At 30.4% G+C, this 24,961-nt stretch carries 26 protein-coding genes; 23 read left to right on the plus strand and 3 right to left on the minus strand.

The window, feature by feature from the left end:
* Nucleotides 1–44 precede the first annotated feature (44 nt).
* The 5 genes from HSX10_RS18760 (at nt 45) to HSX10_RS12615 (ending at nt 5,297) form a co-directional block, all read left to right on the plus strand.
* Complete coding sequence (locus HSX10_RS18760) at nt 45–851, plus strand: sensor histidine kinase (RefSeq protein ID WP_173588589.1); 807 nt, start codon at nt 45–47, stop codon at nt 849–851.
* A complete protein-coding gene (locus HSX10_RS12600; protein WP_173588590.1) occupies nt 848–1,564 on the plus strand; it encodes a LytR/AlgR family response regulator transcription factor in 717 nt (238 codons plus the stop codon). The genes HSX10_RS18760 and HSX10_RS12600 overlap by 4 nt, the downstream gene beginning before the upstream one ends.
* 97 nt (nt 1,565–1,661) lie before the next feature.
* Nucleotides 1,662–2,849: an Lcl C-terminal domain-containing protein gene (locus HSX10_RS12605; RefSeq protein ID WP_173588591.1), complete on the plus strand. Its 1,188-nt coding sequence runs from the start codon at nt 1,662–1,664 to the stop codon at nt 2,847–2,849.
* A 155-nt stretch (nt 2,850–3,004) separates the two neighbouring features.
* Entirely contained in the window at nt 3,005–4,243 is a 1,239-nt protein-coding gene (locus HSX10_RS12610; RefSeq protein WP_173588592.1) for an Lcl C-terminal domain-containing protein, read from the plus strand.
* A gap of 19 nt (nt 4,244–4,262) precedes the next feature.
* Nucleotides 4,263–5,297, plus strand: coding sequence for an arylsulfotransferase family protein (locus HSX10_RS12615; protein WP_173588593.1), 1,035 nt, complete (start codon nt 4,263–4,265; stop codon nt 5,295–5,297).
* 97 nt (nt 5,298–5,394) lie between these two features.
* On the opposite strand, the gene HSX10_RS12620 is transcribed toward HSX10_RS12615, so the two are convergent.
* Genes HSX10_RS12620 through HSX10_RS12630 form a run of 3 tightly spaced genes read right to left on the minus strand, consistent with a single transcriptional unit; the run spans nt 5,395 to nt 7,519 of the window.
* Nucleotides 5,395–6,219 (minus strand): hypothetical protein, encoded by an 825-nt coding sequence (locus HSX10_RS12620; RefSeq protein WP_173588594.1) that lies wholly within the window; start codon nt 6,217–6,219, stop codon nt 5,395–5,397.
* Nucleotides 6,220–6,252: 33 nt separating this feature from the next.
* The gene (locus tag HSX10_RS12625; RefSeq protein WP_173588595.1) at nt 6,253–6,885 is read right to left on the minus strand and encodes a hypothetical protein; all 633 of its coding nucleotides are present in this window, start codon (nt 6,883–6,885) and stop codon (nt 6,253–6,255) included.
* A 43-nt stretch (nt 6,886–6,928) separates the two neighbouring features.
* Nucleotides 6,929–7,519 carry a hypothetical protein gene (locus HSX10_RS12630; protein WP_173588596.1) on the minus strand — a complete coding sequence of 197 codons (591 nt, stop codon included), beginning with the start codon at nt 7,517–7,519 and terminating at the stop codon, nt 6,929–6,931.
* A 681-nt stretch (nt 7,520–8,200) separates the two neighbouring features.
* On the opposite strand from HSX10_RS12630, the gene HSX10_RS12635 reads away from it, so the two are divergent.
* The 18 genes from HSX10_RS12635 (at nt 8,201) to HSX10_RS12720 (ending at nt 24,871) form a co-directional block, all read left to right on the plus strand.
* On the plus strand, nt 8,201–9,025 hold the full coding sequence (locus HSX10_RS12635) for a hypothetical protein (protein WP_173588597.1): 825 nt from the start codon (nt 8,201–8,203) through the stop codon (nt 9,023–9,025).
* A 35-nt stretch (nt 9,026–9,060) separates the two neighbouring features.
* A complete protein-coding gene (locus HSX10_RS12640; protein ID WP_173588598.1) occupies nt 9,061–9,330 on the plus strand; it encodes an immunity 17 family protein in 270 nt (89 codons plus the stop codon).
* A gap of 33 nt (nt 9,331–9,363) precedes the next feature.
* On the plus strand, nt 9,364–9,606 hold the full coding sequence (locus HSX10_RS12645; protein WP_173588599.1) for a hypothetical protein: 243 nt from the start codon (nt 9,364–9,366) through the stop codon (nt 9,604–9,606).
* A 33-nt stretch (nt 9,607–9,639) separates the two neighbouring features.
* Complete coding sequence (locus tag HSX10_RS12650) at nt 9,640–10,377, plus strand: hypothetical protein (protein WP_173588600.1); 738 nt, start codon at nt 9,640–9,642, stop codon at nt 10,375–10,377.
* A 34-nt stretch (nt 10,378–10,411) separates the two neighbouring features.
* Nucleotides 10,412–10,969, plus strand: coding sequence for a hypothetical protein (locus HSX10_RS12655; RefSeq protein ID WP_173588601.1), 558 nt, complete (start codon nt 10,412–10,414; stop codon nt 10,967–10,969).
* Between the two features lie 439 nt (nt 10,970–11,408).
* Nucleotides 11,409–11,678 carry a hypothetical protein gene (locus tag HSX10_RS12660; RefSeq protein WP_173588602.1) on the plus strand — a complete coding sequence of 90 codons (270 nt, stop codon included), beginning with the start codon at nt 11,409–11,411 and terminating at the stop codon, nt 11,676–11,678.
* A 1-nt stretch (nt 11,679) separates the two neighbouring features.
* The gene (locus tag HSX10_RS12665) at nt 11,680–12,300 is read left to right on the plus strand and encodes a hypothetical protein (protein ID WP_173588603.1); all 621 of its coding nucleotides are present in this window, start codon (nt 11,680–11,682) and stop codon (nt 12,298–12,300) included.
* Nucleotides 12,301–12,910: 610 nt separating this feature from the next.
* Entirely contained in the window at nt 12,911–14,512 is a 1,602-nt protein-coding gene (locus HSX10_RS12670) for a tetratricopeptide repeat-containing sensor histidine kinase (protein ID WP_173588604.1), read from the plus strand.
* A gap of 5 nt (nt 14,513–14,517) precedes the next feature.
* A complete protein-coding gene (locus tag HSX10_RS12675; RefSeq protein ID WP_173588605.1) occupies nt 14,518–15,252 on the plus strand; it encodes a LytR/AlgR family response regulator transcription factor in 735 nt (244 codons plus the stop codon).
* 191 nt (nt 15,253–15,443) lie between these two features.
* The gene (locus HSX10_RS12680; protein WP_173588606.1) at nt 15,444–15,857 is read left to right on the plus strand and encodes a hypothetical protein; all 414 of its coding nucleotides are present in this window, start codon (nt 15,444–15,446) and stop codon (nt 15,855–15,857) included.
* 158 nt (nt 15,858–16,015) lie between these two features.
* On the plus strand, nt 16,016–18,172 hold the full coding sequence (locus HSX10_RS12685) for a toxin-antitoxin system YwqK family antitoxin (RefSeq protein WP_173588607.1): 2,157 nt from the start codon (nt 16,016–16,018) through the stop codon (nt 18,170–18,172).
* A gap of 53 nt (nt 18,173–18,225) precedes the next feature.
* Nucleotides 18,226–18,714, plus strand: a complete 489-nt coding sequence (locus tag HSX10_RS12690) for a hypothetical protein (protein ID WP_173588608.1) — start codon at nt 18,226–18,228, stop codon at nt 18,712–18,714.
* 255 nt (nt 18,715–18,969) lie between these two features.
* Nucleotides 18,970–19,743, plus strand: coding sequence for a hypothetical protein (locus tag HSX10_RS12695; RefSeq protein WP_173588609.1), 774 nt, complete (start codon nt 18,970–18,972; stop codon nt 19,741–19,743).
* A 23-nt stretch (nt 19,744–19,766) separates the two neighbouring features.
* A complete protein-coding gene (locus tag HSX10_RS12700) occupies nt 19,767–20,843 on the plus strand; it encodes a hypothetical protein (RefSeq protein ID WP_173588610.1) in 1,077 nt (358 codons plus the stop codon).
* A gap of 41 nt (nt 20,844–20,884) precedes the next feature.
* A complete protein-coding gene (locus tag HSX10_RS12705; RefSeq protein WP_173588611.1) occupies nt 20,885–21,655 on the plus strand; it encodes an SH3 domain-containing protein in 771 nt (256 codons plus the stop codon).
* A gap of 67 nt (nt 21,656–21,722) precedes the next feature.
* The gene (locus HSX10_RS12710) at nt 21,723–22,661 is read left to right on the plus strand and encodes a hypothetical protein (protein ID WP_173588612.1); all 939 of its coding nucleotides are present in this window, start codon (nt 21,723–21,725) and stop codon (nt 22,659–22,661) included.
* A gap of 207 nt (nt 22,662–22,868) precedes the next feature.
* Nucleotides 22,869–23,972 carry a toxin-antitoxin system YwqK family antitoxin gene (locus HSX10_RS12715; RefSeq protein ID WP_173588613.1) on the plus strand — a complete coding sequence of 368 codons (1,104 nt, stop codon included), beginning with the start codon at nt 22,869–22,871 and terminating at the stop codon, nt 23,970–23,972.
* A 74-nt stretch (nt 23,973–24,046) separates the two neighbouring features.
* The gene (locus HSX10_RS12720; protein ID WP_173588614.1) at nt 24,047–24,871 is read left to right on the plus strand and encodes a phosphodiester glycosidase family protein; all 825 of its coding nucleotides are present in this window, start codon (nt 24,047–24,049) and stop codon (nt 24,869–24,871) included.
* Nucleotides 24,872–24,961 lie beyond the last annotated feature (90 nt).

The raw sequence follows: 24,961 nt of genomic DNA on the forward strand, positions 1-24,961 counted from the left end.
TCATAGGGTTAACGGTCATTGGCTCAATTTCCTTACGAAAAGAAGTGCCATCTCAAAATGTGAATCCGCCACAAAAACGTGTTGGACTTCAGTTTCCTAATTCGAATAAATTGGGTAAACCACAAAGGGGTTTTGAACCACAAGCTGGTGCAGGAACGTATCCGCCGTATGTAAATTTGATCTTGTTATCTATCTTGTTAGTTGGTTTTGATACTGGAATGAAAATCTCTGTAAAATGGGCGGAAACGCAACAACAAAAAGCAGAAGTTGAAAAAGAAAGTATTAAAAATGAATTGGCCTTTTTACGCAACCAAGTTAGTCCTCATTTTTTAATGAATACCCTCAATAATATTCATGCCTTGGTTGATTTTGATACTAAAGAAGCCAAACGTTCCATTGGGAAATTGTCTGTTTTAATGCGTCATTTATTATATGAATCTAGCGACAAACCTATACCATTATCCAAAGAAATTAAATTTATTGAGAGTTATGTAGAGCTTATGAAGTTGCGTTTTCATGAAGATGTTAGTATTGAATTGCATCTTCCTGAAGATCCGCCAACTATTTCCATTCCAACATTATTATTTACCAATATACTAGAGAATGCATTTAAATATGGTATTAGTTATGAGCAGAAATCGTTTGTATATATTACCTTATGTATTCATGAAAATGAGCTTGAATTTACGATTGAAAACAGTGTGCATAAAAAATTAAAATCAGTTGAAAAATCAGGAATCGGTATTGAAAACACAGCGCAGCGTTTAAGGCTGTTATACCAAGACGATTACGTGTTTACATACACAGTGCATGAAAATGTATATCTTTCAACTATTAAAATACCCATATGATCACTTGTATAGCTGTAGATGACGAACCTTTGGCACTTAGACAAATTGTGTCTTATATAGAACAAACGCCTTTTCTTGAACTTAGAGGGAAATTTACCAATGCACTAGAGGTTGGTAGTTTTTTAAAAGAAAATCCTGTTGATTTGTTGTTTTTGGATATTCATATGTCCGATTTAAACGGATTAGAATTGGCTAAAACTTTAGTAAATCCGCCTCGAATTATTTTTACCACGGCTTATAGTGAATATGCCATAGAAGGCTATAAAGTAAACGCCATAGATTATTTACTTAAACCCATTGAATATGTCGATTTTTTATTGGCATCAAACAAAGCCTCAGACACCATACATAAAGAGCGACAACTTGCTTCAGAAGTCAAAAAGAAAGATGATTTTTTATTTATAAAATCTGGTCAGCAACATATTAGAATTCATTTTAAAGATATTAAATATCTTGAAGCTCAAAAAGAATATGTTTCTATAAACTTAGTGCATGGAGCGCCTGTAAAAACCTTACTTCGCCTTAAAAACATTGAAGACATATTACCTAAAGAAAACTTTATGCGTATTCACCGTTCCTTTATTGTGAATCTCAATCATGTTGTTACTGTTAAGCGGAATAGAATTATTTATGGAGAAAAAGAATTTATTGTAGTTAGCGATACGTACCAAGAAGCTTTTAAGAATTTTTTGAGTACTAATTTCTTCAGCTGAAATTTCATTGATAGAAAATGCCCTTCTATTGATTTTATTTTTTTTCTAATCTCTAAATAGAGACCTTTAAGCTAAGTTATATTTTAAGATTAGAATTATGAAAAAGAAGATTAACAAAGAAATTACCGCACTAGTTATGTGTATCGCTGTATTTTATTCTGCAGCCGCGCAAATAACATATCCAATTGTAGATACTGGTGTTACTGAATTTTACAGTGCTAACACTGTCATTTCAGAACCGCATATTGGCGATGCCTTTTATGGTCAAGATGCCACATATACAGGGAGTCAACCTTCATATACAGATCATGGTGATGGTACAATTACAGATAATGTAACGGGATTAATGTGGGAAAAAGATATGGGTGAAAAAATAACCTATGACGCTTCTTTTTCTAAAGCGGAACAATCTCATTTGGGGGGCTATTCAGATTGGAGAGTACCAACCATTAAAGAGTTGTATTCTCTAATTCAGTTTACAGGTCAGGTTAAAGGCGCTACATCTAATAAACTGTTTATAGATACCAATTATTTTAATCAGTCACTAGGAAATACCAATATAGGAGAACGAGAAATTGATGCACAAATCTGGTCTTCTACAAAATATGTTGGTGTAACAATGAGAGGTGATGCGACTGTTTTTGGTGTTAATTTTATTGATGGTCGTATAAAAGGGTATCCTACAGTTAAGAAACGTACACATAGTAAAAACACCATGTATTTTAGAATGGTTAGAGGAAATACTAACTACGGAAAAAATAATTTTATAGATCATGGCGATGGCACCGTAAGTGATTATGCAACAGGATTAATGTGGCAAAAAGCCGATGATGGTAAAGGACGTGATTGGGAAGCCTCTTTAGTATATTCAGAAAACTTAGAACTTGCTGGTTATACAGATTGGCGTTTACCCAATGCCAAAGAATTGCAGAGTATAGTAGATTATTCTAGATCGCCTCAAACCACAAACTCTCCAGCAATAGATCCTGTTTTTATAACTTCGGAAATTAAAGATCCAGAAGGGAATTCAGGACACTATCCATTCTTTTGGACGAGTACCACGCATTTAGATGGTGTAAACCCAACATCTGGCGCCGTATATATTGCTTTTGGAGAAGGGCAAGGAAGAATGAGAAATCAGCTTATGGATGTGCATGGCGCAGGATGCCAAAGAAGTGATCCCAAAAGTGGTAATAAAAATCAATATCCAAAATATTTCGGTCCGCAAGGTGATGTGAGGTATGTCTACAATTATGTGCGGAGCGTACGTACAATTAAAATGTAATTTTCTAGCTTATTGAAGCTTTAAAAGCGGCTTATATCTTAAAAGTTTAAACTTAATCGGCTTTTCATTGATTAAATACTAAATTCTATTGATCCCTTTTTTTTACAACACTTTGATTAGTGACCTTTGAATTCTAATACCTTAAAACAAAATATATGAATTTTAAATATTTAAAAATTACATTAAGTCTACTTGTTCTTTTTTCTATTATCTCTTGTTCAGATGACGATGTTAATACGTCTGATAGTGGTGAAGATGGAGGAGGAGCGACTGTAATTACAGAACTTACTTATGCTATTGTAGATACAGGTGTTTCTGACTCTTATAGTAATGATGCTATAATTTCATCACCTAGTATTGGTGATGCTTTTTATGGTCAAGATGCCACATATTTTGGTCATCAACCTTCTTATACGGATCATGGAGATGGTACAGTTACCGATAATGTTACTGGCTTAATGTGGCAACAAGATATGGGTGATAAAATGTCTTATGCCGATGCCATAGCGTTGGTAGAGGACTTTAATTTAGGTGATTATACCGATTGGAGAATACCAACAATTAAAGAATTGTATTCGTTAGCGAACTTTACAGGGCGTTGTTTTGGTGATGATGCTGTAGATATGTTTATTGACGTTACTTATTTTGACCAACCTATTGGTGATGAATCTATTGGAGAACGAGAAATTGATGGGCAAACATGGTCTATTACAGAATACGTAGGACAAATAATGACAGGAAATGAAGCTGTATTTGGGTATAATTTTGTGGACGGTAGATTAAAAGGGTATCCTAAATACAGTCCAGCGATTGGAGCAGCAAATACTATGTATTTTAGAATGGTAAGAGGAAATGAAGCCTATGGTGAAAATAATTTTATAGATAATGGAGATGGTACCATTACAGATGATGCTACAGGCTTAATGTGGCAACAAGCAGATAATGGTGAAACTTACGATTGGGAACAAGGTTTGGCTTATGCAGAATCACTTACGCTTGCTGGTCAAAGTGATTGGAGAATGCCTAATGCTAAAGAATTACAAAGTATTGTAGATTACACAAGGTCTCCACAAACTACCAATTCTCCTGCCATAGACCCTTTATTTACGTGTACTCCAATTTTAGATTCTGACGGTAATTCTGGTCAATATGGTTACTATTGGGCAAGCTCACCTTTACAAGATGGACCAACTCCTTATACCGATGCTGTTTATTTCTGTTTTGGAGAAGCAGAAGGTGAAATGAACGGTCAATTATTAGATGTACACGGCGCAGGCGCGCAACGTAACGACCCAAAAGCAGGGAGCACGGATGATTTTCCTGATTCTTTTGGACCACAAGGCGATATTCGTAAAGTTTATAATTTTATAAGATGTGTACGAGACGCTAACTAATTATTAAAACTAAATAAAGATGAAAATCAGAAGCTTTTATATATCGTTATTTCTTATTGTATTGTGTTCCGTTTGTGCATGCGAATCTGATGCGGCAGGAAGTGGTGAAACAGATACGGAATTAACATCGCATATTACAGAGGGTTATGTGCTCTATTCCTATATAGGAAATAAAACAACTCATCTCATTGATTCTTTGGGCGTAGATGTTAAGACATGGTCATCAGCTTATAGTTCTTCAGGAGGGAGTTATTTATCCGAAAACAATAATTTATTACGATTGGGGAAATTACCACTTGTAGCTAGTGGATCCTTTTCTACAGGAGGTCTAGTTGCAGGTGTTATAGAAGAATTAGACGATAATAGTGATGTCATTTGGTCTATAGAAAAAGCTAGTGATGCGGCAACATTTCATCATGATTTTAAGGAAATAGATGCTAACACGATTATTGCATTAACTTGGGAATTGAGAACCTATAACAATTCTGAGTATTGGAATGAGGTTGTTATTATAATTGATAAGTTAGATAATTCCATTATTTGGGAATGGAGTGCTATGGACGATGGTGGTATTTTACCAGTAAATAATGACAACGTAGACTATCTCCATTTTAATTCGGTTGATTATAAAGACGGAAATATACTTATAAGTTCAAGAGGTAAAAATACATTATACATCATTAATGAAGCGAGTAAAGCTATTACGCAAAGTATTACAGCTTCTGGTGCTTTATCAGGACAGCATGATGCAACGTTTTTAGATAATGGCAACCTCCTTGTTTTTAATAATAATGCAGAAACTAACGTATCTGCAGTTTTAGAAATTACATTAGCAGATGAGGTTGTTTGGAATTATTCAAACCATTTTTATTCTGATCATATATCAGGAACACAACGTCTGGATTCTGGAAATACTTTAATTTGTTCAGGAGTTGAAGGGCGTTTTATTGAAGTTAACGAATTAGGAGAAGAGGTTTGGGATTTTACACCTGAAAATACAAATACAAATAGCCCATCTCAAATATTTAAGATACGTAAGTATTCTGATTATTAGTGTTTGTAAAACGCCTATTGAATACCTGTTTTATTGCTATAAAAAAGTCTCATAAAATAAATTTTATGAGACTTAAACTTTTATTATTGAGTAATACTTAGATGCTGTAAAGTTCTCCGTTTACTACCTTATAGTTGTTAACATGAAATTCGTTTCTATTATCAAAAGCTATGAATGGCAACAGGCCATCAGAACCAATTGCTTTTCTTGGCAATTTATCATTTTGGCTATCAGAGAAACCAATTGTAGCAACTCTAATATCTGTAGACATTACGCGTTTGTTTTCGAATTGAAAATTGTAAGCATCTAACAAACTTTGATCTAAATTAATATCGAATGTAGAATTCGGATTATCCAAATCACTATGAAGTTTAGTCATTCTTTGTGATAAACCTGCAGGCAAATTATCTTCATCTCTAAAGTTATTAAGTAGTTCACTTATAGATTTTAAAAATAGAGGATTGTTTTTGTATTCGTTTTTTTCAACCAACGCACAAACTAGCATACCATACCCAACATCTTCGTGTGTTTCCCATAATTGAGGCGCACATTGTATAACTGTAGCTATTATCACTTCGCCTTCTTTTACTTTCTGTTTCCAGCTATCTTTTCCCATTAATGGAGCAGACATGCTTTTCTTTATAAAATCGGAATCTGGATCGAGTTTAGAATCTATATAAGGTTTTAACAAACTAACATCAGTAGCATTGGGTATTTTGCTCAGGTCTATGTTAACATCTTCAAATCTTATACGAGCCAAAAGTTGATTTTTATTCTCACCTTTCTCGTATTTTTCAAGGAGTTCTTTAACGTCAAAGCCTTGACCTTCCATTTCTTTCAACTTCTCGTAAGAGAGTTCTTCTAAATCATATTCAGGTGTTACGCTTTTTAATAGTTTTGAAAACATGTCTTTAAATCCCATACTTATGTTTTTTAGTTTGTAATTATTTGTTTCTTAACCCTCTAATCCTTCGGTAGATTTTAGAACATTATTTTCATCTGCTTTAAATTCAAATTGAAAAGTATTCGTATTTCTTACACGTTCTCCATAATACGTAGTTTTACCATCTGGTTTTTCCCCTTCTATAACAAATTTAACCTTTACCTTATTGTCATTTGTAACATCGATATTGAAATCTTTCATATGAAAATTAGAAAACTGGTCGGTTGTAGATTCAATCATTTTAATGGCTTTGTTGTAGTTTTCTAAAATTACTGTCAAATCCAAATCCTTAATCTTTATCTTCCCTTTTTTGTCTTTAAAGAATGATTCATTTTTTACAATATCTTTAACTTCTGTAGGTTCTATCTTCACACCATATGGACCTGTTATATAAGATTGAGAATAAGCTTTTCCATTTTCGACGTACGTTATGGTTGCCATTTCAAATTCACTTGTTAAGTGGTCTTTTGTTGTTAAGTCTAAGCCATATACGGCTCTGTCTCCACCAAATTCTTCTATTAAATTAGTTTGCAGTCCTTTTAGACCTTCTGCGTTGTTTAGTAGGTAAGTATCGCTTCCTCCTGATCCACAAGATTGAAGAAAAATAAATAGAAATGCGCAACTGGCTAATAATGTAGTTTTCATATAATTCTAGTTTTGATTAATTTATAGTATACAGTGTTTAACCTTACATTTTAAGTTGTAGATTACCATCCTTGTCAGACGTAAATTTAAATTCATAATAGTTTGTTACTATAGATTTACCTTCCATATGGCTTCCTTCAGATTTCTTAGTTCCATTTAGCGTAAAAGTTGATGTCACCTCATTGTTTTTGTCTACAACAAACTCCCATTCGTACAGTACAAACTCGTGGTATTCATCCGTTTCTGCATTTATTATTTCAACGGCTTTATTAAAACTTGGAGGAATCTGCTCAAAATTGAATTCAGATATTTTTATAGCACCATCATGTAAATTTCTTTGAAACATTGATTTTTTAGGATCGTTAACGACTTTTAAAAAATAATCTTGAGAATATTCTTTACCATTTCTCATATAGGTTATTTGAGCTCTTTCAAATTGGCTAGATAGATAGTCATCTGCTCTAAGGGTTAATTTGTTAACCATCTTGTCAGCTCCAAGTTTTTCTTCAACGGTAGCTTTAATTACTGCAATGTCATCAGCGTCATTCAAGTTTTTTGGAACTAAAGAATCCATACCACAAGATGATAATGTTAATACTGAAACGGCTAAAAAGGTTTTTAAAATATTTTTCATAATTGTTAGTTTGTTTTTCGCTAAAACTATTAGCGATTAAATTAAAAATGTGTTTTTGTTTTGAACTCTAAATGGTTGATGATTAATTGTTGTATTTCAATAATTGTTGACTAATATTTATTTGTTCGGTACAAGATTACATGAATAGCTAAGAGAATAATAGCCTCAATCTATATTCGTTAGTTATCAGTCTATATTTGATCATACTAATTTGAATTTTATACGCGCAGCCTACTTTAATGCTTCTAAATCTATAGACGATGTGTCCGTTTTGTAATCGTTTATGGCGTATATAGAAGGCTTAAGAGCTTTGTTTTTAAAGGTATAAGTATGTATTGAATGTTTTAATATGAGGTGTTATCCCTTTTTTTCAAATATTAACTCATAACTAACGAATATCAATTGGTGTTTTTAATACGTTAGATAAAGTGTTAATATTGATTTTTACAGAAATATGAATTGATACATTATGACAACTTATAGAAATCTATTTTTAAAATAGGAATCACTAGAGAACACCGTTTAGAGTATACGAGAATAAAAATTGCTTCTCGCACTTATTTATCTAACGTTGCTTTTTAATTAAATTATAGGGTAAAGAAGAAAGACCAAACCTTTGGTATAAAAAATAATGTTGTTATTATTTTTACAAAAGTGAATAACTGTATAAATGCTTAAACGATGCTAAAAAACAAGAATAAAGCCTTAAAAATTCTAAAAAAAGTTTACCACTACACTAATACAGATTATGATACGACTCATTTGGGTGAAGTGGGGTATAAAACAGATTTTCTTAGTAAAGATCAATGGCAAATTTTAGAAGAAAATAATCTAAAGCCTAATCAATTTAAAACGCATACGCACAACAGTTTAGTTTCTGATTTTTTGAAATTAAAAAAGAATGATAAGCTAAGCTTAGAATATGCAAAAGCACTCTTTATTAAGGGTTTAACTGGCGAATTTCCAAGGTTTAGGCAAACCCTAATTAGTTATTTGTATTTACAAGATATTAGCACTCATGACTATACACCTCAAAAAGGATATTCTAATTGTGAAATTTGTGGTCTACCAGAAAAAACAATAGACGATAGAACACATAACTTATTTACCTATTATCTAGGTCATGCTTGGAATGAGTATCCTAAACACTTTGTTGCAGAATTAGAAGATATTATGCAATACCCAATTCCGGAAATTACAGAGAAAGATAAAGATATGCTTGTGCTATTGTTACTTTTTATAGAAAAGGCGAACGATAATGAAACGCCAGGTCAGCTCGAAAAAAGAATAGGAAAAGAAAAATTACTACCTAAAACAGATAAGTATAAAAGGTATGGGATTTTACAAACTCTAGCCATTTTAGAAATCTTGCCACATAAAGACACATTTGATAAACAGCCAGCGCGTTCGGATATCGTTATGCCATTAGCAGGTTGGAGAGGAGAACTCAAGGTAGATTTTAAAAAAGCAAGGGAAATATTTAATATATCGATACCTAATACATAATCAGGTATTATTGAAACATTAAAAAGAACAAATCTATGGTAGAAGAATTTACAAATTTTATGGCGCTTAATCCAGAATATGGTTACTTATTAGGTGCAGCTGCATTTCTATTTATAATTATTGGACTTATTTTAGATTGGGATTGGGTTTTAGAACCAGGAGGTGGTTATTTTAATATTGCCTATTATATAGACGTTTTTGGACGAAAAAAGGTACGGATAGTATTTGGTTTTATATCGTTTTTAGCAGTGTTACTGTTTATTTATGGGTTTTTTACATACAATCCAGAATTGTATAATGTTTAATTTGAATTTTATTGTTTAAACAGATCAAAAGCTATGGAAGATTTTTTAAATACGCTACCGATTAAGAAGATACTTGCTGGTGTTTTTATGGTCCTGTTGGTGTTTAGTGGTTTTTTTAAGGAACATTTTTTATACTCTAAGAGCGAAAAAAAAGTATTAAGAAAACTAGGAGATAAAACAAATAATAAACTTTCTGGTAAAATGGTTACAGCTCTAATTTATTTTACAATTACGATAGTTGCTTTAGCGATAGGTTTAGTAGTTTATAGTACCTAATATTAAATACAGTTATTCATCATACATTTAGAAATGAAAAATTTAAAGCTATTACTTTTATTACTGATTTTTAGTCGTTGTGATGTTTCAACACTTGGAGGCAAAGCTGTAAATGACTTGTCTAAATATAAAGCAACTATCCTAATAGAAACCAATAATAAAAAAGAGGATTTAAGGAGGATTAAAGTTTCCCTATCTGATGGAGATAAGCAAATTATTAATGACGAAGTAAAAATTCTGGTCAACAATATACCTATGGAATTGTATGTGAAAGATGAATTGTATTACACCAAAACATCATTCTATACTACGGATAGTTTATCTAAAAAAGCATCTTACTATTTTGAAATTATATTACCAGATAGCACCAAACATGCACTGGCTTTTATAAAACCAAATGAAGCATATAATCTAACAAAATTTGAAATACCAGATACGATTTATGATGCAAACAGTATGCGTATAAAATGGACAAACCTTCTTACTCCACATCAATTAAAATTTAATAAATTCATTGAAAAGCCTAAGCCAGCAGATAATATTACATCTAATGCCTATGATGGTGTTACCATAGATTCGTTAAAAACAAAACATGGTGAATATAAAATACCAAAATCTTATTTAATGGATTCCGAAAACACCATCAAGAATGTAAGCATTACTCTCAATAGAGAACAAACAGGTTTGGTAAATTTAAATATGTTACCCAATAGTTCTATTGTATTTAGTCATACTATTTATAAAACAGTAATGGTTGATTTACTTCACTAGTACTATAAACCATAAAACAAAAATAAATTTTAAAATGCCAATACATAAACTTTTACCATATCTGTGTATAATAGTATTAGCCTCTTCTTGCGCTACATTAAAGCAAACTGAAGTTATTGAAAACAAAATAGAATTAACGAAAGAAAATTTACACTTACTCGATGGAACTTATGAAAATAATGAAGCTGAAAGCGCTGGATACTTAGATTATTTTTGGGGTTCTTATTTTAAAAGCAAGGAATCTAGGATTATTTACAACATGAAATTGGAAGAAAAACCATGTTACTATATTACCTTAAAAGTCATTAATAAAAAAAGAATTAGTGCCACATTGCATGTCAATGAAACCTATATAAAGTCTTACCTAATTAAAGGTAAAATTAAAAAGGGTTATTTTGAACAAAACAGAAAAGGGTATTTTTTACCAGCAATACTTCTTAATCAATATCACTCTTCAAAATTTAGAATTGGCCTGCTCAATAACAATAACGTTATTACTGATTCTAGAAAAATTGAATTCACAAATTATTACTTTTTTAGTTTCATAAAAGACAATCATTCTTATTACAACCTACAACATCAAAAAATATAATTAAAATTAAGGTTGATGTCAAAATAGTTCCAAATACATTTAGATTAAAAACTAGGAGTACAATGGTAAGTTAAAATAAAAGCCATAGATATGGCATCTTCACCTTCCGCTCTTTTCATTTTAGTCATTTACGCCAAAAGGAGTAACTGTCTACGTTTCAGAAAAGTGAAATTAAAATTCATATACGGTGATACAATACAAATTAATGAAAACTTTATAAAAGGAAATAAACTTAATCAACTACTACAAATTATAAAAAAAGCAACAAAAAAAGAATACACACTAAGAAATGAAATTCGTAGGCTAACAATTAAATTCACATCATTCTAAATTGTAGAGAAATTAAGGACAGATATTAACTATTCTCTAGCGAATAAATGTTGATGCTTTAAACCGCTGTCATAGTATTGTAACATTGTATTAAAATAAAATAAATATTATGTTAGAAATTTTAGCACTGAGTTATTTTGCTAGGCAAATAAAAAAAATAGCAGAAGAAAAAGGGATTAAACCAGGTAAGTGGATCGCAGCCACATTTATATCTTGGTTTGCCATTGAAATATTAATTTTCATCATTGCATTTGCATTTTTTGATGTAGACAGTGATGGTATTTTAGTTGTTATGATACCTGCCGTTTTAATATCAGCGACAGTTGCTTTTGTGATTTTAGAAAAATTGAAACAACAAGAATCTGTAAAACTTAACTAAAATGGAAAAGTTTATAATTAATACAAAAGCGACTTTAATAAAAAACATCTTAATTACGGATGATAGTTTAAAACTGTCGGATGAAGATTACAAAACAAAAGATGCATTTTTAGAAAAGATAAATGCTGAAAAGAAAGGCTTTTTAGATACGCAGCATGTTATTGCCTATTCTAAAATAACTAAAATAGTGCCTTTTGAAAACGAAAATGGAATTCAACTTTTCTTTGTTGAAAAAGAGAAAAAAGAGAAAACTTATTTAGAATTAAATTCTATTGAAGAATATACAGAAACACTTCAATATATAATAGCTAAGACCCATCATTTATCACTACAAACTATACAAAGTAAGTCAATATCGACTTGGATAAAACAAGCAACTTATACTTTAGTGTCTTTGTTTTTTACATTGGCAATTGCGATGACAGCTAAAGATATTGAAGCTGGTAAAAGAGTTACTATTTCAGGTAGGAGACGAGGATTAAAGCAAATTATGCTTGCTGTAGCAGAATATTTAGGAACATTAAACACCATCTTATTAGGTACTGCAATAACACTTGGGTTAGCTTTTTGGACTTATAAAAAGTTTAAAAAAGGACAAACCGCTATAAATGCTTATATGTAAATCTATTTTATGAAAAAATCAATAGTCACTTTAGTGCTTTTTACTGCATTATTTTCTGCGTGTAACGGACAACAAGCTACGAAGGAAAATATACTGAGTTCTAAATTGAAATAGATAATCTTACTATTGGTGAATCTTTTTTTAATCTTAAAATAAAAGACGAGACTTTAAAAATCCAACATTATTCTAAAAAGATATGTCAATGATACTGCGTAAAAAATGCCTTTAGATATTTATGAAAACAAGAATAATATTTGCCATATTTTAAAGATAGGAAAATCAGAAACAAATATTTTCTAATTAATATGATTATATCTAAAAAACGAATACTTGAATCTATTTATTACAGAACTATTAATAATGTATTTTTATAGTTTTGAAATGAAGAGTATTTTTTTAGAATACCATTCGTCAAGATTTGGCAGGTTGTATAGAAAAACAACACTCAAAAGGTTTACAACTCTATTTAGAACGTTAGGTAATTAAAACAAAAAGAATTTTAATAGAGATAATTAAAGAAATATCAACTTATATGGTTATTAAAACCAATTTAAAAGTGAGAATACATTATCTCACAGTCTGTTTCTTTACGTTGCTTTTTGCAACACAATTGAACGCACAAAATAATGTAGAAGAACTTTTTACAAATGAAGACTATGCTAAAGTTATAGAGATTTTAACCGCGAAGGAATCTAATGAACCACTCACATTACGCGACTATTTTTTATTAACAAAATCTTACGGACGTAATAAGCAATATGCTAATGGTTTGATCTATTCTAATGAGATGATTGGTAAAAGTTTAGAGGCAAAAGACACAACAAATTTAGTAAAAGCCTTTAATTTAAAAGCCGAAAATTTAATTGATTCTGGTGGTTATAAATCTGGCGTTATATTTTGTGAACAGTCAAGTCGGGTTTTTAGAGAACAAGACTCCATTGAATTTCAAAAATTATGTTTTAAATGGGGAATGATGTATTATCATACAGGAGAATTTCAGAACGCTTACGATACTTACAATAAAATTACTTTACCAAAATATAGAGACTTAAGCTTGTTTACTAATAACTATGCTTTAACCCTTATGGGTTTAGAAAAATGGGATGAAGCCTTATTCTATTTTAAAAAATCTATCGCAAAATATAAGTCTAAAGGCAATACAGAAAAATTAAATGTAAACTATTCTAACGTTTCAATTGTTTATATGAATCAAGGGAAGTGGGCAGAATCAAAAGTATATTTAGATTCTGCCGCTAGCGTTTTATACAATGACAGTTCATTAAGAGCCCAAAAAGGTATTTATACTAATTACTTTAAGCTTTATCAAATTCAGGGTAAATATGATAAAGCTTCCCATTATTTAGAATTAATTTCAGAAGTAAACGAAGATATCTACAGAAAAAAAATTAATGAAGAAATAGATGCACTAGAGACTTCTAATAGAAGAGAGGATCACTTAAGGGAAAAGGTTAGAGCGTCTGATAGGCAAATACTTTGGGGAACTATAGTGTCCTTATTGGCTTTAATAGGTTTTATAAGTACTATTTTCTACTTTAAATATAAAAACGTGAAGTCTGCTCACGAGAAATCCGTAACAGAGCAACAACTTTTGCGCTCGCAAATGACCCCTCATTTTATTTTTAATTCGTTGTCTGTAATTCAAGGCATGGTATTAAATAAAGAAGATAAAAAAGCGGTTAAATATTTGTCTAAATTTTCAAAATTACTGAGGCTAATTTTAGAAAGTTCTCGCGAAAAATTAGTCGCTGTAAAGGAAGAACTTTTGGCTTTACAAAGTTATGTAGAGTTACAGAATTTAAGTCGATTACAGCCGTTTGAATATAAGGTTGAAATTGATGATTCTGTTAATGAGGAAGATATTCTTATTCCGCCTATGTTAATTCAACCTTTTATAGAAAATGCCATAGAGCATGGGTTTAAAGAACGGATAGACGATCCTAAAATTAAAATACATCTATCAGCCCAAAACAATGTGCTTGTTTGTACCATAAAAGATAACGGAATTGGTCTAAATGCGACCAAAAATATAACTAAAAGCCACAAAAACTCGCTTGCCACTAAGATTACTTCAGAGCGTTTAAAAATGTTATCTAAAGATTTTAAAATCGAATCGAATCTTATTCTCGAAGACAGAGAAAAATATAATGAAAAGGGAACTCAAGTAACATTAATGATTCCGTATAAAATATAAGCAGCATGATGAAAGCGTTAATCGTAGAAGACGAATTATACATTAGAAAAGGACTTTTGGCTATGATAAATAGTTTAGATAAGGATATTACAATTTTAGGAGAATGTGAGTCTGTAAAAGAGGCTGTAACGGTAGCCAATGCTTGTAAACCAGACCTTATTTTCTTGGATATCAATTTACGAGATGGTAATGCTTTCGATTTTTTAGAACAAGTTGGGAGTTTAGATTTTCAGGTCATATTTATAACCGCTTACGAGCAATACGCTTTGCAAGCTATAAAAAATGGTGCTATTGATTATATTTTAAAACCAGTAGATATAGATGAGCTAGAGCAAGCCATAGATAAGGCTCTAGTTGCAGATAAGTCTATACTCGGAGAACAAATTCAAATTGTAAAAGATCAGTTAATAAACAAAGACAAAAACAAACTGGTTTTGAGTTTGCAAGAAGGGTACCAGGTTATTGATTTTAAAGAGTTATTGTATTGCAAATCAGACAAAGGTTATACTACATTTTTTTTAACGGATAGACGATCGTATTTAGCCTCAAAACCAATTAAAGAATACGAAGGTCAGTTGCCAGAAGGTGATTTTTTGAGAACGCATCAATCTTATATTGTAAACATGACTTTTGTAGATAGATATGATAAAAATGGGTATATCTATTTAAAGAGTGGCGAAAAAATACCTGTAGCTTCACGTAGAAAAGACGATTTTGTTTCTAAGTTAATTAAAGGGTAAAGCACTTTGATATATCTATATTGGTTTTCAATGTAATAGTCTCAATTCTATTCATAATTAATTTAAAAGAAAGCTATAATGGAATTTTGTGAATTTATTTCACGAATATAGACTCAACCCAATCAAATATTAATTGCCTAATTTTTATCAGTCTTACCTGTTCTATTTTTATATCTCAAAAGAACGAGATTATGGGGAATGAAACTACAGAAAAAATTGAATTAAAATCTTTAGAGGCTATACCAAAGGAGAAAACTCAAGAGATGATGGACCTTTATGGGGCGTCTATAGATATGGAAACTTATGCAAAACTATGTTTTGCCCTCATATTTGTACTCGTTTTAATCCACAATATATTTATTGCAGGTAATAGTTATGCTATAGATACTTATGATACTATTATGGCTGTGGAATTGTCTATAGTTGGTGTTATTATCCTTGCCGTTTTTGTTATTGCAGGTATTGCAATGTCTAAGTCTAGCCAAATAAAGAAGTTAATTGTAGAAAACAGCAAAAAATATAAGTTAAAAAAAGAAGAACTAGGTGAAGAGTTTAGTTTGTTTGCTGTTCATTTATATGGTGGTCGAGGTATTACGATTAAGTGAAAAACCATATTTCGAAATAATAAATAGTCAGCCATTTTTATAACAATAGTTTCTATACTTTTTACTGTTTTTTCAGGTCTTATGGTTATAGTAGGTTTTGTTGTGAGTCTTTTAGCAGAACAAATTTTGTGTAAATAATTTTAGATAAAAAGAATCGTATGAAATTAAAAAACAGCAATAAAAACATATTTTTCATTTTACTGTTTGCATTTAGCATCTCAGCGAGTTTTGCACAACATTCAGAGACTAAAGTTATCGACCATGAAGTCTATGGCAAGGCAAACTTAGAATTACTCTATTATAAAAATGATGTAATAAAACAGAAAACAATATTTACCACAGATACCATTTTTACTAAAGGCGCATTAGAGGTAGGCGACATATTGCTCTATGATGAAAAAGGAAAACTATCTGCTAAAGGTCCTTTTTTAAAACAGAATAAATATGACTTTTTTGGTCGGCTTTTACCACGGCAAAAACATGGAGAATGGAAGATGTTTGATGCGCAAGAGAAATTAAGTGGAACTTTTAATTTTAATAAAGGCAAAGCGCATGGCGTTTTTATTTATTATCACGAAAACGGAAGAGTAGCAAATACCGGAAGTTTTATTGATGATCGTAAAGCAGGAGTTTCAGAAACTTTTTTTAATAACGGACAGTTGCATAAATCATCTAATTATAAAGAAGGTAAAGTTTATAATATACTTTCATTTTTCGATAAAGAAGGTCATAAGTTAAATCACGGAACTTTAAAAAATGGTAACGGAACCTTAAAAAGTTATGATTTAAAAACAGGGAAATTAAAGAAAACGTATACCATAATAGATGGTGATTACAATGATGTAGACACCAAAATATTAAAAACTCCAGAAGGTGATATCATTGAGAAAACATACAAGGATAATAATGAAAGCATAGAGAGAATAGAGCGCAAACGTAATGATACGTTAGAAGGCACTCAAGAATTTTATGATTATAAGGGTCAATTAAAAGAGACCATAAATTATACCAAAGGCATAAAAAACGGTAAGCACGCAAAGTTTAATGATGATGGTTTGTTGTTTTATGAATACAATTATGTAAACGGAGAAAAAGTAGGTGCTTTTAAATACACACCAGAAGGTTATAATACAGAAGGTGCTAATCCACAAGTCTATGTTTTAGAAGAAGGTAGTTACAATAATCAAAGAGAATTAACGGGAGAATTTACAACCTATTTACAAGATTATAAAAAAGTGGTTGCTTTAGGTAAAATGGATTCAAACAAAATTATTATCCAATCTGGAATTTACCAAGATGGTATTAAAACTGGTATTTGGAAAACGTTTGATAGAAAAGGAAAACTGACAAAAAAAGTTGATTTTTCTGATGAAGAATCTCATGTCGACACCAAAAAGGAATACTATAAAGAGAGTAAAAACCTAAAGTCTGTTACAGCGTATAATACGTTAAGAGAGGAAGGTACTAAAAAGATGTATTACCCAAATGGCCAATTAAAATTCAGTGCTTCATATAAAAAAGGAAATTTACATGGAGAGATAAAAGAATATTACGAAAGCGGACAATTAGAATCTGTTAGTTATAGAAATGAAGGTGTGAGAACAGGAAATTGGAAAGAGTATAATGAAGCCGGACAAATTGTAAGCGACGATATTTATTCTGGTGATTGTTGTTTTCCTTCAAAAAGAATTGACTATTACTATAGAAATGAAGGGCAACTATCTTCAATAATAATTCAAGAAGATAAACTACTAAATCCATTAAATGAAAATGAATCTTTTTTTGGTACTACTATAAATAAAGATTTCTTCGAAAACGGGCAATTAAGAGAGTTTAAAACTAAAAAGAAGCTCACTTATAACCAATATAGTGAATTGGAAGGATTATATCAGCGCTATTATTCTGATGGTCAATTAGAAGCAGAAGGCCATTATAAAGCGGATAAAAAAGATGGGCTTTGGAGTTATTATAATAGAGATGGTAAGCTAAAACAAAAACAAAATTACAATAAAGGTGAAGCCTTAGGTTCTTTTGAGGAGTACGAGTATTACTACCCAAGTAATATTCTAAAGGAGAGCTTTATTGGTGTGAGTTATAAAGAAGGACGTACGTCCACTTTAATAAGATATCATGAAAATGGAAAAGTTGAAAAAACAGGAAAATATGTGCTTTCTAAATCCGATGGTGCGTGGATAGTATATTTTGAAAACGGAACCATAAAACAAGAAAAATTCTACGAAAAAGGAGAAAAGAAAGGCGTTTGGAAGTTATATAACGAAAAGGGAAAAGTGATAGAGAAAACGAGGTATAAGTAGTATACTCTTAAAACGATGAATATCATTATATAACACTCCAGTTTAAATAATCAATGAAGGTCACCAAAACGCATATAAAAACTAAAATAGATTATAACGTTCAGTTGGAGCCTATTATTCTTGGAGTTATCTTATTAATCATAGGATTATATATTGAATTTTTTAAAACAGAAAGTATCAGTTTTTGGTGGTGCTTTTTAGGTGTTATAGTTGTTTTTTTTGGTCTTTGGAATATTAAAACTTACGAGATTGAAGATGATTTTTTTAAAACTCATCGTTTTTTAGGGCTTATTACAAAAGAGCGTAAATTGAGTACATTGGTAAGTTTTAAAATAAAATCCGTAGATTTTTCAATGTCTAATAGAGCCTTTTTTATTTTGGCTATTTATGCTAAAAGGAGTAACTATTTACGGTTTAGAAAGGTGAAATTAAAATTTTTAGATGGTGCTACAATGCGTATCAATGAAAACTTTATAAAAGGAAATACCTTAAATGAACTCTTACATCACATAAAGAAGCATCTAAAAAAGAATGAACACTAGCGAATATAGATTGGCGCTTTAGGTCACAACATCATTTTACTATTTTTATTTAAAATAAGACTAAAATGAAGTTCATCTTTAAAATCACATATATATTCCTGGTGTTGTTTAGTCTAACAGCTCACGTAATTGAATGTTACCATTACCATACACTAGCGTTTTATAAATTATTTGTAGATAATAAGCAATTGCTTTTTTAGCATATTGTGAAGTATCCTCATTATATAAGCTGTATCTCTTAAAATAATTGTTAACATGAAAAATAAACTAGCATTTACCATACTGGCTATTGGTGTCTTAATAGGCACAGCAATAGGTGTTTATTTTTTAAAAAATCATCAACTTGAAGCACGAGCAGAATTGCTAGAATTAGAGGCTGAAAGGCAGAGCGAAATGTTAAGTACGTTACAAGATGTGCATAAAAATTTTAAACTTTTAAACAATCCAGAATATGCTCAACCCTTTGTAAAAAGTTTAATAGACAGAGGTCTTGTTGAGTTAAGATTTATGGATTTTCATAAAGATAGTAGTGCTTTGAGGAAAATAAATAAGATTATAGTAGAAGATTATGTTGCTCATCTAGATTTAAAATTAGAAAACAAGCGATTAAAAAAACTTTTAGAGAATTACGAAAACCAAAGGTTTAGTCCATGTAATGTGTTTACTGTAGATTTCCCTACGATAATGTATGAAATGCATGAGGCTGAAAAAATAACAAAAGAAGATTTAAGTACTTATAAAATACCATATACTTATACCATAAAAAATAAGCATGATAATTATTTTATAACGGATAATTTTAATGGAAATAAACACTTGGTAATTGTTCAGAATTGGAAAGAACATAGGCTTTTGGCCTATTTAATTTTAAATAAAAATGACGCACCTATTCTTGTTTTTTCTTCTACGATAAAAGGTGATGCCTACTGTGGTGTGCAGTCTAAAATATTTGAAAATGACGTCATAGAAATTAAAGAACACAACTGTGACCAGTCTAAAGAAACGATTACATATCACCAGATAAAATAAAGATAAAACTAATAAAAGATACTATGAATAAACATAAGAACAGAAACAGCATAGTCTATAAAATCCTCAATTTTAGTAATGTTGTTAAACTAGGTGTAATATGCGCTTTCTTTAGCTTCACAACCATTAATGCACAAAGACCAACACTTAAACAAGAATTGATAAATGAATTAAAGTCTAGTAGTTTTGAAGAATTTGTAGTAACTCAAAAAGATTTTATAGATAGGTCACCTTCAATTATAGAAAATGAAACACGGAAACGAGGTTTTATATGTAATGAAGATAATGATCAAGACGAACTAAAATTTACAACTGAAAGTTTTGAGACGACGACTACATTTGATAAACCAAAAGCAGTCTCATTGATTGTTAATATTTCAGAAGACATCTCTTTTCAGCAATCTTTTGGAATGGATGGTTCTATAGTTCAGCTAATTTTAAATGTTGAAAACCTGATGTTATTTGCTAATCAAGAATATTCTAATATAGCTTTTAAAACTACAATTCATAACATTACATATAAAGATGGTTCTAGCTCACAAGATGAAATCGTGTTTAATGACTTAAGTTTCGAAATCGATACAATCAAAGAGATTGTAGAGCTAAAAATGACTTTGACTATAGAATACCCAAAACTCAAAGTCTATAAAATAACTGAAGCTTATCAAAAAATAACGGAAGGAGATGAAAGTATTGAAGTCCGTTTCAAAGAAAATAAAGTTCAGATTATAGTGCCCCAAAAAAACACTGAATTTTTAAGCTTAGATGATTCACAACAAATTGGAGCTATACATAAGTCTAAGAAAAATTTAGAAGTGATCTCTAGTTCTAGTCATCCAGTACTTAGTGATAGCTCAATGAAAGAGTTAAAAGAAACTATAGAAATTATAAAAACTATACAAAATAAAGTAGATACTGAAGAGATTACAACAAAGGCACAACTCATGGAAGCCATGGAGCAGTTACCAGATACTAACTTTGAATACCATTATTATATAAATAACTGTTATTATGGTGATATTGAAGCGGTGTTGTTTTATTGTAATACAAAAGAGAACGAAAGCATTACGGAAGAAGTTATTATTAAGCCTTTTAAATAAAGGATTAAAGGAGCATTAAAGTTACGACTTAGACTATAGTTATGAAGAAATTTACAATCATTTTATTTTTTATAATTTCAATTTCAGCATTAAAAAGTTATGCTCAAATTAAATATATTGTTACTGCAGAAAATGGACTTATTCTAAGAGAAAAGCCAAATTCTAAAGGCGAGAAATTGGGTAAATTACCTTTTGGTGCTCAGGTTCAAATCATTGAGGAAACAGCATACACACAAACGATACAAGATGATGCTAAAGAAATTAAGGGAACTTGGGTAAAAGTAAAGATTGAAAATAAATCTTATTTTATTTCTAACGAAGAATTTGGTTATGTGTTTGATGGTTATTTAAAGAAAAAATCAACAACCATTAAAAATCTTGCGGCTGAAGTTTTTAAACAAAAAGAACTCGAAAATTATACTTTTAGAGCAGAGATGGAACCCTTTTACTTAAGAGGTGATTTTTTTGGAGATAAGACAGATGATCTTATTGTACTACTTAAAAACGATGCAGAGGAAACAAAAATTGCTTTTATTGATTACGGAAAAACGATTAGAGTTTATATTTTAGGATTAGAAAATGATCCATTTAATATAACGGATTACAGTTGGGTTGGCATTTTTGAAAAAGTAGATAGAGGAGAAGCGTTATGGTCTAATTTCGAAGATGATTTTATAGACTACAAAGATGTGCCAGAAAATAAAAAAGTTAAACTGAACTATAACGCTATTTACATGCATGCTTCCGAAAGTTGTGGAGGCGGTTTTGTTTACTGGCAAGATGGAAAATTTAACTGGTTACAACAAGAGTAATAGTAGATAATTACCTTAATATATCAAATTGTAACTATTTATATAATTGGTGAATTTGGCAGTATTTATGAGTGAAAAAAAAGGAGATATTAATAATAGCAACTTAATTCGTAAAGGACTTTATATCTTATTGGGAGGATTTTGTTTAGTCATTATACTCTCAATTGTATTTCAGGAACCCAAAATAATGCTCTTTTATGTTTTTATTTCGTTTGCCTTGGTGTTCATGCTAGTCGGTATTGTTTTTTTGATGAAAAAAGTTAAAATTTTAGGAAGCTCACAGGCTATATTAACTAAAATTCTTAACTCTAGAAAAAGTGGATTACAATCCACTGGTCATAATGTTTTTTACAATCCTATGTATTTTCATATTTTTCTAGTTGTTTTAATACTATTAAATATCATTCTATCTCAATTTAACTTAGCCTCATATAATAACTCTTATTACAATCGGTTTTACGACGATTTAGTTTTTCAATTTAATGCTGCTATTCTATTTAGTATTATAGGAGTTTTAAATCCGTTTTTAAGGATTCCGGAGCGTGTAAAAAGTAACATTAATAATAAAACGTTACATCGTATCCTTAACAATAATGAAGGTTTATTTTATTCAAGGCTGTTAGCATGTATTTTGGTTATTTTATATTTTATTTATAAAGATTGGTTGGTGTTTTCTAATTTTCTACAAGATAATTTAGTCCTTAAAGGTATAGACATTGCTTTGTTGTTCTTTATTTTAAATGTCACTTATCGTATGATTAAATATGCCGATGTATTTGTAGTCGAAAATATATTTAGAGTCATAAAATCGTTTTCAATAGGTATAGCATCATTATTTGTATTAGTTCCTTTAGTACCCATAACAATGTTGTCTATTCATTTTCTCGGTATGGATGATAAGTCTTTTAACTTTGAGCCCATTGCTTTTATTGGTTTTAATCTTATAATGATTTATGTTGAATACAGTTTGAATAAGAATAGAGAACGTGCTGTCTCAGCAGAATAAAAAACCTATGCTCTAATAAGTACTTTAGGCTAATAATAGCCTTATACCATCCGAGTATTAGCTATTGAACTCGTTTTAACAAGTACTTACATTATATCTTACTAATATAAACGCAATGCTAACGAATATAGATTGGCTAATTACTTCTTGTCTAACCTCACATATCTTTACATCAGTATCAATTATAAATTTCTAAACGGATAAAAGATGTATAAGTTAATCTTAATAATTTGCTTAATTACCATAACAAAATTAAGTGCTCAAGACACCTATTTAATGTGGGACGATGTAGAAACCCAACGTTTTGGTAAAGATGTTTTATTTAAAAACGATAATAAATTCTTAGAAGGCGATTACAAAATTGCTGAGAATAGTGGCGCTTATACCGAAGTCAGTTTTAAGAACGGTAAAATGATAGGTGTCAAGAAGGATTTCGATATGTCTGGAAACATAGAACAAGAAATGACTTTTAATGATAAAGGGCAAGCTAACGGAAAAAGCATTTCTTATTATTCAGATGGAAGCATAAATGAAGACTTTAAGTATCAGGATGGTTTAAAGGAAGGCGAATGGAAAACCTATAATAAAAAAGGAGACTTACAGAGAACAGAATCTTATAAAAATGATTTAAAAGAAGGGAAATGGGTGGTGCATTTAAAGGATGCAAGATTAGGAACAAAATTAATTGAAACCACGTTTTACAAAAATGACAAACCAACAGGTTCTTGGTCACAGAAGACTGAAGATGGTCGTATGATTTGGGAGAAAGAATACACAGCAGCCAAAGATTATGTAATGAAAGATTACCATGTTAACGACAAATTAGCGTCAGAAGAAACCTATAAGGATGGTAAGTTAGATGGTGTTAGTATGTATTTTGATTCTTCAAGTATTTTGTTAAGTGAAAAGAAATATGCAGAAGGTTATTTAAAATCTGAAACTAATTTTTATGACAACGGAAATAAAAAAGAAATTGTAGATTCTAAAGATGGTTACAAGGATGGTATTTACAAAAAATATTCTAAAACAGGCGATTTAACATTAGAAGGACAATATAAAATTGGTTATCAAACTGGTGTTTGGACAGCTTATACAAGTGACCAAATGCTTCAAAATACGACCACTTTTGTAGATGGTAAAAAGAATGGTATTTATAAAAGTTACAATGCCGCTGGTAATGTGTATAGTGAAGGTTTATACGCAAAGGATGAAAGAACTGGTTTATGGAAATACTATAAATTAAACGGAAAAATTGAAAAAGAGATAGAATACAAAAACGATAAAATAATCTCTGAAAAAGAATATAATTAGTAGGGTTTAATTTCTAAGTCAAAGCACATCAATTACAGATAATAATAAAGTTGAATTATATAATAATTAATAAGATGAAAAATGTTTTATATGTCGTTATTGCTGTAATAATAGGATGTCTGCTTTTGTCGAGTAGGTTTATTGAAGGTGAAATAATTTGGAAAGAAATTGATGAAGGTTTGTATTATACAACATATAATGCGCCAATAAAGTCGAGCCATAGTGATAGTAAAATAGATGTTTTAAAAATCTCTTCTAAATTATATAATTTCAATTTGTTGAGTGCCAAGGAAAAAGGGGGGAGCTCTAAAACAGCCAAAGATTGGTCTAAGCAAGAAAATCAAATTGCTGTAATAAATGCAGGCATGTATATGGCAGACCATGCTACAAATGTTGGCTATATGAAGAATTTTAACTTTGTAAACAATGGAAGATTAAATAGCGATAATACTGTTGTTGCTTTTAATAGAAAAACGGATAGTGTTCCAGAATTTCAAATCATAGATTTAACCTGTCAAGATTGGGACGTATTAAAAACACAATACAATTCGTTTTCACAATCTATTAGAATGATGGATTGCAACCAGAAAAATAGATGGAGTCAGCAAAGTAAAAAATGGAGTATGGTGGTTATTGGCAAGGATAAAGAAGATAATGTCCTTTTTATATTTTCTCGGTCGCCATATTCGGTGCACGATTTTATTGACATACTCTCTAAATCTTCATTAAACCTACATAATTTAATGTATCTAGAAGGCGGACCAGAAGCTTCTTTTTACCTCAATCATAACAAGACAACCATTGAAAAGATGGGGAGCTATGAAACGGGCTTCAATGAAAATGATAACAACAATCAATTTTGGCCAATACCAAATGTCATTGGTGTTTCAAAAAAATAATTAATTGAAGAACGTTATTTTTAGTTTAAAACTTAAAAATAGTATTTGTAATTATAGGGTTTGCTTTTTACAAATATCTCTATTGAGATA

The sequence above is a fragment of the Winogradskyella undariae genome (assembly GCF_013285155.1).
GTDB lineage: Bacteria > Bacteroidota > Bacteroidia > Flavobacteriales > Flavobacteriaceae > Winogradskyella > Winogradskyella undariae.